The sequence below is a fragment of the Rhizobium sp. BR 317 genome (assembly GCF_047445835.1).
In the GTDB taxonomy this organism is placed as follows: Bacteria; Pseudomonadota; Alphaproteobacteria; order Rhizobiales; family Rhizobiaceae; genus Rhizobium; species Rhizobium paranaense.
Genome location: NZ_JARWLB010000018.1, coordinates 1 through 14,683, shown reverse-complemented (window position 1 = coordinate 14,683; position 14,683 = coordinate 1). Strand labels below are relative to the sequence as shown.

Annotated in this window: 13 protein-coding genes and 1 pseudogene; 12 read left to right on the top strand and 2 right to left on the bottom strand. The window is 58.8% G+C overall.

Going from position 1 to position 14,683, the window contains the following annotated elements; genetic code table 11:
- Positions 1 to 287 precede the first annotated feature (287 nt).
- The 12 genes from QD357_RS23960 to QD357_RS23905 all read left to right on the top strand — a co-directional run bounded on the left by QD357_RS23960 (position 288) and on the right by QD357_RS23905 (position 12,125).
- Positions 288 to 983 (top strand): GntR family transcriptional regulator, encoded by a 696-nt coding sequence (locus tag QD357_RS23960; RefSeq protein ID WP_183938564.1) that lies wholly within the window; start codon positions 288 to 290, stop codon positions 981 to 983.
- A gap of 520 nt (positions 984 to 1,503) precedes the next feature.
- Positions 1,504 to 2,106, top strand: a complete 603-nt coding sequence (locus QD357_RS23955; RefSeq protein WP_183938565.1) for an amino acid synthesis family protein — start codon at positions 1,504 to 1,506, stop codon at positions 2,104 to 2,106.
- 18 nt (positions 2,107 to 2,124) lie between these two features.
- Positions 2,125 to 2,967: an alpha/beta fold hydrolase gene (locus QD357_RS23950; RefSeq protein ID WP_414125152.1), complete on the top strand. Its 843-nt coding sequence runs from the start codon at positions 2,125 to 2,127 to the stop codon at positions 2,965 to 2,967.
- On the top strand, positions 2,964 to 3,899 hold the full coding sequence (locus tag QD357_RS23945) for a flavin reductase (RefSeq protein WP_414125151.1): 936 nt from the start codon (positions 2,964 to 2,966) through the stop codon (positions 3,897 to 3,899). The genes QD357_RS23950 and QD357_RS23945 overlap by 4 nt, the downstream gene beginning before the upstream one ends.
- The gene (locus tag QD357_RS23940; protein WP_183938568.1) at positions 3,896 to 4,936 is read left to right on the top strand and encodes an LLM class flavin-dependent oxidoreductase; all 1,041 of its coding nucleotides are present in this window, start codon (positions 3,896 to 3,898) and stop codon (positions 4,934 to 4,936) included. Before QD357_RS23945 ends, QD357_RS23940 begins: the two co-directional genes overlap by 4 nt.
- A gap of 5 nt (positions 4,937 to 4,941) precedes the next feature.
- Complete coding sequence (locus tag QD357_RS23935) at positions 4,942 to 6,405, top strand: aldehyde dehydrogenase (protein ID WP_414125150.1); 1,464 nt, start codon at positions 4,942 to 4,944, stop codon at positions 6,403 to 6,405.
- Between the two features lie 5 nt (positions 6,406 to 6,410).
- Positions 6,411 to 6,743, top strand: a complete 333-nt coding sequence (locus tag QD357_RS23930; RefSeq protein WP_183938570.1) for an NIPSNAP family protein — start codon at positions 6,411 to 6,413, stop codon at positions 6,741 to 6,743.
- Positions 6,744 to 6,781: 38 nt separating this feature from the next.
- Positions 6,782 to 7,792, top strand: coding sequence for a polyamine ABC transporter substrate-binding protein (locus QD357_RS23925; protein ID WP_183938571.1), 1,011 nt, complete (start codon positions 6,782 to 6,784; stop codon positions 7,790 to 7,792).
- A gap of 117 nt (positions 7,793 to 7,909) precedes the next feature.
- Entirely contained in the window at positions 7,910 to 8,782 is an 873-nt protein-coding gene (locus tag QD357_RS23920; protein WP_183938572.1) for an ABC transporter permease, read from the top strand.
- A gap of 1 nt (position 8,783) precedes the next feature.
- Entirely contained in the window at positions 8,784 to 9,584 is an 801-nt protein-coding gene (locus tag QD357_RS23915; RefSeq protein WP_183938573.1) for an ABC transporter permease, read from the top strand.
- The gene (locus tag QD357_RS23910; protein ID WP_414125149.1) at positions 9,581 to 10,657 is read left to right on the top strand and encodes an ABC transporter ATP-binding protein; all 1,077 of its coding nucleotides are present in this window, start codon (positions 9,581 to 9,583) and stop codon (positions 10,655 to 10,657) included. Before QD357_RS23915 ends, QD357_RS23910 begins: the two co-directional genes overlap by 4 nt.
- A gap of 10 nt (positions 10,658 to 10,667) precedes the next feature.
- Positions 10,668 to 12,125, top strand: coding sequence for an NAD-dependent succinate-semialdehyde dehydrogenase (locus tag QD357_RS23905; protein WP_414125148.1), 1,458 nt, complete (start codon positions 10,668 to 10,670; stop codon positions 12,123 to 12,125).
- 246 nt (positions 12,126 to 12,371) lie between these two features.
- Here QD357_RS23905 and QD357_RS23900 read toward each other — a convergent pair whose 3' ends face one another.
- On the bottom strand, positions 12,372 to 13,727 hold the full coding sequence (locus tag QD357_RS23900) for an IS5 family transposase (RefSeq protein ID WP_414125147.1): 1,356 nt from the start codon (positions 13,725 to 13,727) through the stop codon (positions 12,372 to 12,374).
- A gap of 176 nt (positions 13,728 to 13,903) precedes the next feature.
- A pseudogene (locus QD357_RS23895) lies at positions 13,904 to 14,683 on the bottom strand (IS3 family transposase); the annotation flags it as partial.

The window sequence follows — 14,683 nt, the reverse complement described above, 5'->3', positions numbered from 1 at the left end:
TGCGGCGCGACGCTGCCTTCGAGGTTAAATCTTGCGCGAATCGGCTACGCGCTGCGCAATTTGACCGGCCGATGCGGCTCGATAGAGGTGGCGTGGTCCGGCAGAATATAACAACGCGTCCGCCATCTATCGGCGGTGCCGGCGTTACCGCGGGCGATGGTTACATGTTTGTGACGGCTCAATTGCCAATGGCCGATAGTGTGTGGTACGCCATAATACGATTCTACTAAAGTCGATGTCGAACGGAAGTCGAGCTTGCGAAACACGTCCAATGTTGAGGTGCAGGAATGAGCGGTGCCCTAAAGGACGCAGCGATCAGGGTGGAGCGTCCCGCAAAGACGTTGCGAGAACTCGCGCTCGATAAGGTTCGCGAAGCCATCGTGAATGGATATTTTCGCCCGGGAGATAGGCTTGTCGAGCGCGACATGTGTGCTCAGCTCGGCGTGAGCCGGACGATCGTGCGCGAAGTTCTGCGGCATCTGGAATCGGAAGGGCTGGTTGCCAACCTGCCAAACAAGGGCCCGATTGTCGCCCAGCTCGATCTCGACGAGGCTAAGCAGATCTACGAAATCCGCGGTGTGCTTGAGGGCATGGCAGCGCGGTTGTGCGCACAGCGCAGAAGTCCCGAGATTGTCGCGGCGCTGGAAACATCACTGCAGGGAATCCGAGATAGCTACCGCAACAAGGACATGCCCGGAGTGCTCGCGCACACATCTGCTTTCTACCAAACGCTGTTCACGATGGTCGACCGACATGTCGCCTGGGGCGTCGTGAACCTCCTCACAGTGCGCATAAACCATCTGCGGTCGATGACGATCAAGACGAAGAACCGCGACATCGAAGGCCCGCGCCAAATGGCGAAGATCGTTGAAGCGATCCGCAATGGTGACGGGGAGGGAGCCTATCAGGCTGCCATGGACCACGTTGCCGCCGCCAGCGCCATTGCGGAAGCGGTTCTATCCGCAAAGGAATCCGCCGAATAAAGCGGTGAATGCTCCCTGCTTACAGCCGGAGCAACTGGAAACATCTTTCGACCTTCTCTTTCGATCTGTTTCGGCACGCGGGTTTGCTCGCGGGCGCGCTCGCGACTCCGCAAAAGGCGGCAAAGCAATATTGCAAGCTTGACACCTAACTTTGCTCAATGTGATGGTATGCCATATTAAGTAATAAGGTGGAGCATCGTATGAAATGCATTGCCGTGCCTCCCAACGCCCACCCGCATCCAGGGATACCTGAGCAGGCATAGCCGGCGCCGCGTCTGACGCCCGCGCTCGGAGAGATCTGGCTGGCCGATATCCGTTCGAAGTGCCTTGCATCGATGTTGAAGTCTTCGTGATCTGACAGAGGTTCGCCTCTGGCAGCTCCGTGACGCAGCAGGCAATTTATTGATTTTACGGCGTATTTTAGAGATTCACTTTTGAATCTTCGCGGTAAGAAGGAATAGGCTTGACACTTTCATATTATGGCATACCATAATATACAACGACAAACCTGAGGTGTTCGATGACCATTCAAATTCGCAAAACCGGGCTGCAGATCGAGACGACGCTCATCGAGGGTGGCAAGGCTGCGCAGGTTCCGCTGAAGCTGTTTACCGCCTACGCCGTCGTGAAGAATCCTTGGGCGGGACGCGGCTTCGTCGAAGACCTGAAGCCCGAAATTCACGCGGTCGCTCCGATCCTCGGCGAGCTGCTGACAAAGATGCTCATCGAAGCCGTTGGCTCCGGCGATGCGGTCGAAGCGTATGGAAAATGCGCAGTGGTCGGCCTGGACGGCGAGCTCGAGCATGCCTCGGCGCTGATCCACACGCTTCGCTTCGGCAATCACTATCGCCATGCGGTTGGCGCGAAATCCTACCTCGCCTTCTGCAACACGCGCGGCCCTGCCAATGCGCCGATCATGATCCCGCTGATGGACAAGAACGATGAAGGGCGCCGCTCGCATTATCTGACAATCCAGACTGCGATCCCGGACGCACCCGCAGCCGACGAAATTGTCGTGGCGCTTGGCGCATCCATCGGTGGGCGTCCCCATCATCGCATTGGCGATCGCTACCAGGATCTCAAGGATCTGGGCCAAGACGTCGCCAACCCTGCCGGCGTTTGAAAAAAGCTGGGCGCTGACATGCTGACCGTTGGATCAACTACGCCGGGTGCTTCCGCAAAGACCAACTGGGTCTTTGCAAGGAACAAGACTGCAGGTGGAACGGCCTATCACGAAGCCGGCAACGGTGAGCCGCTTGTCCTGATTCACGGTGTCGGCATGCGGCTCGAAGCCTGGGCGCCGCAGATTCTCGCCCTGTCTGCGAGCCATCGTGTGATCGCCGTCGACATGCCCGGGCATGGCGAAACTGCCCGCCTGCCGGTCGGAAGCCGCCTTGAGGAGTTCGTCGCCTGGTTCGGGCAATTCCTGGACGAAATGGCGGTCGAGACCGCAAATGTCGCCGGCCACTCGATGGGTGCTCTGGTATCCGGAGGTGCGGCGGCAACGTTCGGCAGCCGTATCAAGCGGGTGGCGTATCTCAATGGCGTCTATCGGCGAGACCCGGCGGCAAAAGCGGCGGTGCTGGCGCGCGCTGCTGCCATTCCGCTGACGGGTGTGGACAAGGAAGGCCCGTTGCTTCGATGGTTCGGCGACGATCCGGATAGCGTCGTTGCACGCGATCTGACGCGCAACTGGCTGAACCTCGTCGATCCGGAGGGATATGCCGTTGCTTATTCGGCATTTGCCGAAGGAGACGAGACCTATGCGGATCACTGGAAGGATGTGGCAGGCCCGGCGCTGTTTCTGACGGGATCGGATGATCCCAATTCAACGCCGCTGATGGCGACCCAAATGGCGGCTCTTGCGCCCAATGGTTGGGTGCGGATCGTCGAGGGCCATCGTCACATGGTCAATCTGACGGCCCCCGACATCGTAAATGCGCTGCTCGCCGAATGGCTTTGCGAAGGGGAGGATGTGAAATGACGCTACAGCAAGCGGACCCAAGAGCGCTGCGCGATGCCTTCGGCGCATTTGCGACAGGGGTAACGGTCGTGACGGCCCAAGATGCCGACGGAAAGCCGATCGGCTTTACGGCAAATTCGTTTACGTCGGTGTCGCTCGATCCGCCTCTTCTGCTTGTCTGCCTGGCCAAGACCTCCCGCAACTACGCGACCATGACGGGTGCGAGGCATTTCGCCGTCAACGTTCTGTCGGAAGGCCAGAAGGATGTTTCGAACACCTTTGCGCGGCCCGTCGAAGACCGGTTCGCCGCGGTGGACTGGCAAGTAGGCGCCGCCGGATGCCCCATCCTGGGGAATGTCTCGGCGTGGTTCGAATGCGCGACTGAAAAGCTGGTCGAAGCCGGCGACCACGTCATCCTGATGGGGCGCATCGAAGCCTTCGAAAACAGTGGGCTGAACGGATTGGGTTATGCCCGCGGCGGCTATTTCACACCGATCCTCGCCAGCAAGGCCGTTTCGGCCGCAGCGGAAGGCAATATCGAACTCGGAGCCGTTCTGGAACGTCACGGCGAGGTTCTTCTTGTCGGCGATGATGTCTTTTCACTGCCGACCTGTGACGGCAAGGACGGAAGCCCCGCTGACATTCTTCGGGACTATCTGGAGGAACTCACCGGTCTTTCGGTGACGATCGGCTTCCTCTACTCGGTCTACGAGGGCAAGAGCGACGGAAAGCAGCACATCGTCTATCGTGCCTTCGCCTCGGAGGGCGAGCCGCGTAATGGCAGGTTCCTGAAGCCAGATACGTTGGCCAAGACCCATTTCAAAACAAGTTCGACCGCCGACATCGTTGCGCGCTTCGCTGTGGAGAGCCAGCTCGGCAATTTTGGCGTTTATTTCGGCGACGAGACCGTCGGCACGGTCCGTTCGGTTCCAACAAAGGCGGCACAGCCATGAAATTCTCTCTTTTCGTTCACATGGAGCGCCTCGACGCCAGCCAGAGCCACAAGAGCCTCTATGAGGAATTCGTCGCTCTCTGCGAGATCGCCGACAAGGGTGGCATGCATGCCATTTGGACGGGCGAGCATCACGGCATGGATTTCACCATTGCGCCCAATCCTTTCGTGACCATCGCCGATCTGGCGCGCCGCACATCGCGGGCAAGGCTCGGCACGGGGACGGTGATCGCGCCCTTCTGGCATCCGATCAAGCTCGCCGGCGAAGCGGCTATGACCGATATCATCTGTGATGGAAGGCTCGATATCGGTATTGCGCGCGGCGCTTACTCCTTCGAATACGAGCGGCTGCTGCCGGGTCTCGACGCCTGGGGTGCAGGCCAGCGGATGCGCGAGCTCATTCCGGCAGTCAAAGGCATATGGGAAGGCGATTATGCCCATGACGGGGAATATTATAAATTCCCGTCGACCACTTCGGCGCCGAAGCCTCTGCAACAGCCGAACCCACCGATCTGGGTGGCTGCGCGCGATCCGAATTCGCATGAGTTCGCCGTCGCCAATGGCTGCAATGTTCAGGTGACGCCGCTTTGGCAGGGCGATGAGGAAGTCGTGGCGCTGATGGGCCGCTTCAACGATGCCTGCGCCAAGAATCCGGATATCGACCGACCCAAGATCATGCTGCTGCGCCATACCTATGTCGGCTCGACAGAGGCGGACATAACGCAGGCGGCCCACGAACTGAGCGTCTATTACAACTACTTCTTCGCCTGGTTCAAGAACGAGAAGCCCGTCAAGCAGGGTTTGATCGAGCGGATACCCGAAGAGGAGATCGGCGCGAACGCGATGCTTTCGGATGCGGTCATGCGCAGCAACAACGTCGTCGGCAATGCCGAGACCGTCATTGCCCGGCTCAAGGCCTATGAAGCCATGGGCTACGACGAATATTCCTTCTGGATCGATACGGGCATGTCCTTCGAGCGGAAGAAAGCGTCACTCGAGCGCTTTATCGCCGAGGTCATGCCGGCATTTGCGGAGTGAACCCCATGCAGCGTTTCCAGTGTTACATCGATGGCGAATTTCTCGACGGAGAAGCCCGATATCAGAGCATCGATCCCGCCACCGGCAAGAACTGGGCGGATATGCCGGAAGCGCGCGAAGGCGATGTCGATCGCGCGGTCAATGCGGCCGAAATGGCGCTCTATGACGGCCCCTGGTCGAAAATGACCGCCACGCAACGCGGCAAGCTCCTGTATAAGCTTGCCGATCTGGTGGCCGCCAATGCCCAGAAGCTCGCCGAACTGGAGACGCGCGACACCGGCAAGATCATCCGCGAGACGTCAGCGCAGATCGCCTATGTTGCCGACTACTATCGTTATTACGCCGGTATCGCCGACAAGATCGAAGGGTCCTATCTCCCGATCGACAAGCAGGACATGGACGTCTGGCTGCGGCGTGAGCCGATCGGCGTCGTGGCGATGGTCGTGCCCTGGAACAGCCAGTTGTTCCTCTCCGCCGTCAAGATCGGTCCGGCGCTGGCCGCTGGCTGCACGATGGTCGTCAAGGCGTCCGAAGATGGACCGGCGCCGCTTCTGGAATTCGCTCGCCTCATTCATGAAGCAGGCTTTCCGGCTGGTGTCGTCAACATCATCACCGGTTTCGGCGCATCGTGCGGCGCAGCCCTTAGCCGGCATCCGAAGGTCGCACATGTCGCCTTCACCGGCGGGCCTGAAACGGCGCGCCACATCGTTCGAAATTCGGCCGAAAACCTTGCCTCGACATCGCTGGAGCTTGGCGGCAAGTCGCCCTTCATCGTCTTTGCCGACGCCGACCTCGAAAGCGCCGCCAATGCCCAGGTCGCGGGGATCTTCGCCGCGACCGGACAAAGCTGCGTCGCCGGTTCGCGGTTGATCGTGGAACGGAGCATCAAGGACAGGTTCCTGAACCTTTTGAAGGACAAGGCCGAGGCCATCCGTGTCGGTACGCCCTTGGATATGGCGACCGAGGTCGGTCCGCTTGCGACGAAGCGCCAACAGGATCACGTTGCCGCACTCATCGACAAATCCGTTCAAAGCGGCGCCCGCATCGTCACGGGTGGACAGACGCCGGACGGTGAGGGCTTCTACTTCCCGCCGACGATTCTTGACTGCGATGGCGTTGCATCGCCTTCGCTTGCCGAGGAGTTCTTCGGTCCTGTGTTGTCCGTCGTCGCGTTCGACACCGAAGCCGAAGCGTTGGGGCTTGCCAATGATACCCGCTACGGCCTTGCGTCCGGTGTCTTCACCCAGAATCTCACCCGCGCCCACCGCCTGATGAAAGGCATCCGCGCCGGTATCGTCTGGGTCAATACCTATCGTGCCGTATCGCCGATCGCCCCCTTTGGCGGCTTCGGCCTTTCCGGCCACGGCCGGGAAGGTGGCTTGGCCGCGGCGCTCGATTACACCCGCACGAAGACGATCTGGCTTAGGACGTCGGACGATCCGATCCCAGATCCTTTMGTCATGAGGTGATGCCGATGTTCTATGAAATCCGGACCTATCGGCTGAAGAACGGTGCGATCCCGCAATATCTGAAGGTCGTCGAGGACGAAGGGATCGCMATTCAGAAAGCGCATCTCGGCAATCTGGTCGGCTACTTTTATTCGGAGATCGGGACCATCAACGAGATCGTTCATATCTGGGCCTATGCGAGCCTCGATGATCGCGAGGAAAGGCGCCAGAGCTTGGCGTCCGATCCGCAATGGCAGGCTTTCCTGCCAAAGATACGCGACCTGATCGAACTGGCCGAGAACAAGATTATGAAGCCGGCGAATTTCTCTCCTCTCGGGAAGAGTGCGCCAGCCGCATAAAGCATGCCTGTAAGACAACAATACAAGGACAAGGGAACATGAAAAGAACAATTGCACTGGCGGCTTTCGCCGCAATAATGGCTGTGTCCGGGATTGCAAAGGCCGATACGCTCGTCTTCACGAGCTGGGGAGGAACGACGCAGGACGCGCAGAAGGTCGCCTGGGCCAATCCGTTCACGGATAAGACCGGCATCGTCATCGCACAGGACGGACCCACCGATTACGGCAAGCTGAAAGCCATGGTCGAAGCGGGCCAAGTCAGTTGGGATGTCGTCGACGTCGAAGGCGACTACGCCGCACAGGCTGGCAAGGACGGGCTGCTGGAAAAGCTTGATTTCTCTGTCATCGACAAGTCCAAGCTCGATCCCCGTTTCGTCACGGACTATTCGGTCGGCAGCTTCTACTATTCCTTCGTGATCGGCTGCAATGCCGACGCCGTGAAAGCCTGCCCGAAGACTTGGGCCGATCTCTTCGACACGACGAAATTTCCTGGCAAGCGCACTTTCTACAAGTGGTCGGCGCCGGGCGTGATCGAAGCGGCTCTGCTGGCTGACGGCGTTCCCGCCGACAAGCTCTACCCGCTTGATCTCGATCGGGCTTTCAAGAAGCTGGATACGATCAAATCCGATATCATCTGGTGGTCCAGCGGCGCTCAGTCGCAGCAGCTTCTCGCATCCGCCGAGGCTCCCTTCGGCAGCCTGTGGAATGGCCGCATGACCGCGCTCGCCGCCAGCGGCGTCAAGACGGAAACCTCCTGGGAGCAGAACATCACGGCGGCCGATTCGCTCGTCGTACCGAAGGGTGCACCGAACTCTGAAACCGCGATGAAGTTCATTGCCCTTGCGACGTCGGCACAGCCCCAGGCTGATCTGGCGAAGACGACTGGTTACGCACCGATCAACATCGACTCGGCCAAGTTGATGGACCCGGCAACGGCCAAGACCTTGCCGGACCAGCAGACCGCAAGCCAGGTCAATGCCAGCATGGCTTATTGGGCCGAAAATCGCGATGCCATCGGCAAGCGGTGGTATGCTTGGCAGGCCAAATAAGCTGAAGAAACTCCGAGGCAGCACCGCGAGCGTCGTTCTGCTCGCGGTGTGGCGCAGGTTCTAAATCTTCCTCGGAGCTGGCGCCGTTGTCTGATCCTACGGCGGGAAAGGATTGCCATGTCGACCTATATTGACGTCGCCAGTGAAACTGCGACTACATCCAAGGCCGCAAGGCCTACGGGCTTCGGCGAAATCATGCCGGCGCTGCTTTTCGTCGGGATATTCTTCATTGTCCCGGTCGTCGCGCTCCTGTTACGAAGCGTGTTGGAACCGGTGGCCGGCTTCGGCAACTATGCCGAATTGATAGGTTCGGCGACTTATCTGAAGATATTCGCCAACACCTTCATTGTCTCCGGCCTGGTCACCGCGATTTCGCTGCTGATCGGCTTTCCGGTCGCCTGGACGCTGGCAATCATGCCCACAAGACTGGCTTCTTTGATTTTCGCGGTCTTGCTGCTGTCGATGTGGACCAATCTGCTGGCCCGAACCTACGCCTGGATGGTCCTGCTTCAGCGCACCGGACTGATCAACAAGATGCTGATGGGAATGGGGCTGATCAACCAGCCTCTGCCGCTCGTCAACAATCTGACCGGTGTGACGATCGGCATGACCTATATCATGCTGCCATTCATCATCCTGCCGCTCTACGGCGTTATCAAGAAGATTGACCCGGCCATTCTGCAGGCGGCCGCACTTTGCGGAGCGAACCGCTGGCAAAGCCTTATCCGCGTTCTTCTGCCTCTGGCGGCGAGAGGCATGGTTGCCGGTGCGTTGATGGTCTTCGTCATGTCGCTTGGCTACTACGTTACCCCGTCGCTTCTCGGTGGAACGGCGAACATGATGTTGGCCGAACTCATCGCCCAGTTCGTGCAGTCGCTGGTCAATTGGGGAATGGGCGGGGCCGCAGCCCTGGTTCTCCTCGTCGTCACGCTTTCGCTCTATGCGGTCCAGCTACGGCTGTTCGGCGTGCAGAACACGGGAGGACGCTGACATGCTGCTCAATTTCGATCGTCTCGGCTGGTGGAAATATGTGCTTGTGGGGGTGACCGTCCTGACGGCTGCTTTCCTGCTGCTGCCGATCCTCTTCATCGCCGCGCTTTCCTTCGGATCTTCGCAATGGCTGATCTTTCCGCCTCCGGGCTGGACGCTGCAATGGTACAGCCAGCTCTTCGCCGATCCGCAATGGCTGGCATCCGCCTGGACGAGCTTCAAGATCGCCTCGATCGTCACGGTTCTTTCCGTGTTGCTTGGGCTGGTAACCTCATTCGGTCTGGTGCGCGGAACCTTCATGTTCCGTGACGCGTTGAAGGCGCTTTTCCTGACGCCGATGATCCTGCCAGTCGTCGTCCTCGCCGTTGCTCTCTATGCCTTCTTCCTGAGGATGGGCCTCGGCGGAACCATGATCGGCTTTGTCATTTCGCATCTCGTTTTGGCATTGCCCTTCTCCATCCTTTCCATTTCGAATGCGCTCGAAGGCTTCGACAAATCCATTGAGGATGCAGCGGTGCTTTGCGGCGCGTCGCCTCTTGAAGCGAAGATCAGGGTGACCCTGCCAGCCATCAGCCATGGACTGTTTTCGGCCGCCGTCTTCTCGTTCCTGACATCCTGGGACGAAGTGGTGGTGGCGATCTTCATGGCGAGCCCCACGCTGCAGACGTTGCCGGTGAAGGTATGGTCCACCCTCAGGCAAGATCTGACGCCGGTCATCGCTGCGGCATCGTCCCTTCTCATCCTCTTGACGATCACTTTGATGGCGCTTGTCGCGATCGCACGCAAGGTACTGAAATCATGAACGAATCTTTCCTACAGATCAGAGGCATCCGCAAGGAATACGGTCCTGTCGTCGCAGTGCAAGATGTCAATCTCGAGGTCCAGCGTGGCGAGTTCCTGACCTTTCTCGGACCGTCCGGTTCGGGCAAGAGCACGACGCTCTACATCTTGGCCGGCTTCGAAAACCCGACGAAGGGCGACATACTCCTCAACGGAGAAACGCTGCTTTCGACCCCGTCGCATAAGCGCAACATCGGCATGGTCTTCCAGCGGTACACCTTGTTTCCGCATTTGACGGTTGGCGAAAACATCGCTTTTCCGCTCAAGGTACGGCGCAAGTCCAAGGCGGAAGTCGACAGCAAGGTGAAGGAAATGCTGCGGCTCGTTAGGCTTGAGGGCTTCGAGGATCGCAAGCCGGCGCAAATGTCGGGCGGCCAGCAGCAGCGCGTGGCACTCGCCAGGGCACTCGCTTACGATCCGCCGGTGCTCTTGATGGACGAGCCGCTTTCTGCGCTCGACAAGAAGCTTCGCGAGGAAATTCAGCACGAGATCCGCCGGATCCATCAGCAGACCGAGGTGACGATCCTCTACGTCACGCACGATCAGGAGGAAGCGCTGCGTCTTTCCGATCGCATTGCGGTCTTCTCCAAGGGCGTCATCGACCAGATCGGAACAGGGCCGGAACTTTATGCCAATCCACGCACGCGCTTTGTTGCCGAATTCATCGGCGACAGCGATTTTATCTCCTGCGATCTGCTGTCATCGACGGATGGACACGCGACGATCTCGCTGGGCGGTGACGCCGTCTTCAGGATCCCGGTGCATGGCAAGGCCATCTCTGGAAAAAGGGGAGCTTTGATGCTGAGGCCCGAACGCATTCGACTGTCGCGAAACCAGGTGCAGAAGGGCAGCCTTGCGGCAACTGTCAGCGATATAACTTTCCTCGGCAACAACGTTCACGTTGCCACCGAGACCGCCGCCGGCGAGGCATTGGCCGTGCGTCTTCCCTTCGGGCATGAGGCCATCACCGGGCTCAGCCGCGGCGAACAAGTGCATCTGGATTTCGATCCGGATGCTGCTCACGTATTTTGCTGAAAGTCGTCCCATGAAGCTTAATGATGTTTCACTATTTCGTCAGGCGTGTCCGGTCGCGGGCAATTGGATCGAAGCGAAGGATCATCATCAGGCGACGACGATCCGCAATCCGGCCACGGGCGACGCATTGGGCGTAGTTCCGGATCTGGGGGCTGCGGAAACCGAAGCCGCAATCCGCGCTGCAGTCATTGCCCAAAAGCTCTGGGCAAAGAAGACCGCGGGGGAGCGGGCTACCATATTGAAGGCGTGGCACCGCCTGATGATCGAAAATATCGATGATCTGGGGATGATCCTGACGCTGGAGCAGGGAAAGCCTTTGGCCGAGGCCAAGGGGGAAATTGCCTATGGTGCGAGCTTCATCGAATGGTTCGCCGAAGAGGCGAGACGCATCAACGGCGAGACCATACCAGGCCATCAGCAGGACAAGAGGATTCTTGTCCTCCGCCAGCCTGCAGGCGTTGTCGCAGCCATCACGCCTTGGAACTTTCCGAATGCCATGGTGACCCGCAAGGTCGGCCCAGCACTTGCCGCCGGCTGCGCGGTMGTTCTCAAGCCGGCGCCGCAGACGCCTTTTTCCGCAATCGCGCTTGCCGTCCTTGCGGAGCGCGCGGGCTTGCCGCCAGGCCTTCTCAATATCGTGACCGGAGATGCCGCGGCAATTGGCGGCGCGTTGACTGCAAGCCCGGCCATCAGGGTTTTGACCTTCACCGGTTCGACGCGCACGGGCGAACTGCTTTATCGGCAATGCGCGCCGACGATTAAGAGGCTCGGTCTCGAGCTTGGCGGCAATGCCCCATTCATCGTGTTTGACGACGCGGATATCGACGCTGCGGTCGACGGAGCGATCATCGCCAAGTTTCGCAACAACGGACAAACCTGCGTTTGCGCCAACCGACTGTATGTCCAGGAGGGTGTCTACGAAGCGTTTGCGGCCAAGCTCGCCGATGCGGTTGAAAAATTGCAAGTTGGCAACGGGCTGGATCAAGGTGTTGTCCTTGGCCCACTGATCGATCAGAACGCTGTCGTCAAGGTCGAGACGCATATTCGCGATGCGGTGGCCAAAGGCGCCGAGGTCATCTCGGGCGGCAACCGTCATTCTCTTGGCGGCAACTTCTTTGAGCCGACCGTCCTTCGCAACGTCGATGACAGCATGCAGCTTGCCCGCGAGGAGACCTTTGGGCCAGTCGCGCCGCTCTTCCGCTTCCGCGACGAAAGTGACGTCATCGAACAGGCAAATGACACCGAGTTCGGTCTCGCTTCCTATTTCTATGCCCGCGACTTGTCGCGCGTATTCCGGGTGGCGGAAGCACTGGAATACGGGATGGTTGGCGTCAACACCGGCCTGATTTCCACCGCCGAGGCTCCCTTCGGGGGTGTGAAAATGTCCGGTTTGGGCCGCGAAGGTTCACGCCATGGCACCGAAGAATATACAGAGCTGAAATATGTTTGTTTGGGCGGTATAGCGTAAATCTGCACTCTGCATGGCGCGGACCTCCCGCTCCATGGGGATGGTTTCTTCGGGTTGCCCCGTCAGATGGTCGAAGCTGTGCCGCCGGAAATATCCGAAAGGCGGCCATCGCCGCCGTCACGCACGGGCGGAAGGATGATCTCCACCACAAGACCATTCGTCGCCCGTGAAGAACGCCAATTTTGGTGTGGCGGCGCATGATTGTCGGCGTCGACAGTTGGCATGGTTATGGGTTTAGGCTGGTTTTTAGGTGGGGATGTTCCGGGATCGCGGCAGAGATGCMAGAAGCATGGCTGCGAGCAGGCACAAAAGTAGCCTGAACCACCGGAGCAGGAGCGAGAAATTGTAGCCGGCAGCAGCCAGAACGGCATTGAGGGCGTCGCCCTGCTGTCCGGCGAGATAGTTGCGGTCCATCCTGTGTTCGTTCTTGAGATGCCCGATGACGGGCTCGACGGCGGATCGTCGTCGCATCAGACGCTTGATGGCTGGTGTAACGCGGCGCTTCTGGCCACTGGTGAAGACCCGCAGCTTGTGGCTCTCAGGCGCGTTGTGGCCGCGATATCCGGCATCAGCCAGAATACGGGAGAGCTCATTGCCCATCGTCTTTTCCATGTCGGGAATGACGGTTGCCATCGTGTGGCCATCATAGGGATTGCCGGGCAGCGCCATGGCATGGAGAGCGAACTGACCGCCTTTCGAACGGTTCAGCGTCGTTGCCACCGAGACCTTGACGCCGAATTCGTACGGCCTGTGCGCCTTGCCCTTGCCGATGCATTCGACCTCATCGGCATGCAGGCTGAAGATCTTGCGGCCTCGTTGACGCTGCCTTTGCTCCAGAACCGTCTTTGCCTGATAGAGCGGCCAGATGAAGATTGCCTTGAGTTGCTCGTCGCCGGCAATCTGGCGCTCGATATCGCGGATGGTTCGCCCGAGATAGGTCTTGAGCTTGCGTAGCGCCTTGCCGGCCCGCTTGAACTGTTTGGCATGGGCATACCGTTGATGCTGGATCAGGGCGAATTTGCCCAGCCGCACATAGGTCTGGCGCAGCTCCAGGCCGGTCTTTTTGGCGAGCCGCACGAGCCGTTCCCGCGCCCGATGAATGAGCTTCGCATCGGTCGGAAACATGACGTTCTTCGGCTGGACGGTCGTATCGACGATCACCTGCCGCGTGTCCGACGGCTTCATCGCACCGGTCTTGACCGCCACCGACAGGCTCTCCTGCAGCAACGCCTTTATCCGATCATCACCCATGCGCTGGCGCCAGCGCGTGAGCGAGGAGCGGTCGAATGGCAATGTGTGCCGGAAGAATTCTTCGCCGCAAAAATATTGAAAGTACGGGCTGTCGAGATAGCGGGCGCAAACGGCATCATCCGACAGGTTGAATGTATGCTTGAGAATCGAAAGCCCCGCCATCAACCGTGTCGGCAAGGGCGGCATACCTGCTCCATCCCGATAAACCTCGCCGAAGCTTGTCTCCAGAAACGGCCAGTCGATCGTCTGCGCCAACCGGACAAGCTCGTGTCGCATGTCGATGATCTGATCAAGACGAGACCGGAACAGATCCTGCTCTCCCGTCTCGCGCCGTTMATCAGGTCTCGACATTTGTTGGCTCCGATTCATCGCCGATAGCCGATTGAATCATGCTTCGGCCCATCACGAAACCGAAATCTGAAATCGCAAGAAAACAGACCGAAAACCGGACCTTTCTTGCGATATCGAGTATTCGAGAGCCTCCAATATACCAGGAATATCAACAACCTGCTGATACTTTACGGCCGACTGACTAACACCGCATCAGGTTGTGTTCCAATCGACCAGCTGATCACCATGCCATCGAAGCAATCTATGATCGGCGACAGATACACTTTACCGGCTGGAATCTGGAATTCGGTGATGTCCGTGAGCCATTTCTCGTTCGGTGTTTCCGCATTGAAGTCGCGGTTGATCAGGTTCTCAGGCGCAGGACTGATCTCTCCCAGGTACGAGCCAAAACGMCGTCGCCGTGGTMTGGCCACGACCAAACTMTCCTGCTTCATCAATCGCTGCACAACCTTCTCTGAGATTGTCACACTCTGCCTGGCCAGTGACGCTTGCAGTCGACGGTAGCCGTAGCAGCGATGGTTGCTTTCAAAGATTTCCGTCAGGTCGCGACGGATGGTTACATACTTGTCTTCCAGGTTCGCTCGGGCGCGGTGGTAGAAGTAGGAGCTTCGCGCAATCCCMAGCTGCACGAGCAGCTMTGGCAATCGATAGATATCTTTGAGGGCGTCAACCAGCTGTGTCTTCTCCCGATTACTCAGGAGTTGCAGATCGACGCCCAGGCCTTTTTTTAGCAGTTCATTGGCCTTCTTCAGCAGATCATGTTMAAGCTGCAATTGGCGGACATCACGTTGGAGGGCCTCAAGCTKACGCTCGAGTTCTTCGCGTTCAGGTGCCGGCGCAGAGGTTTTGCGGCGTTTCATCGATGAGGCAACCTCCTGACCGAGTAACTCATTCTTCCAAGCGTACAACGTCGGCCGGCATACGCCCAGCCGGTCGGCGACGTCTCGGCGACGTCT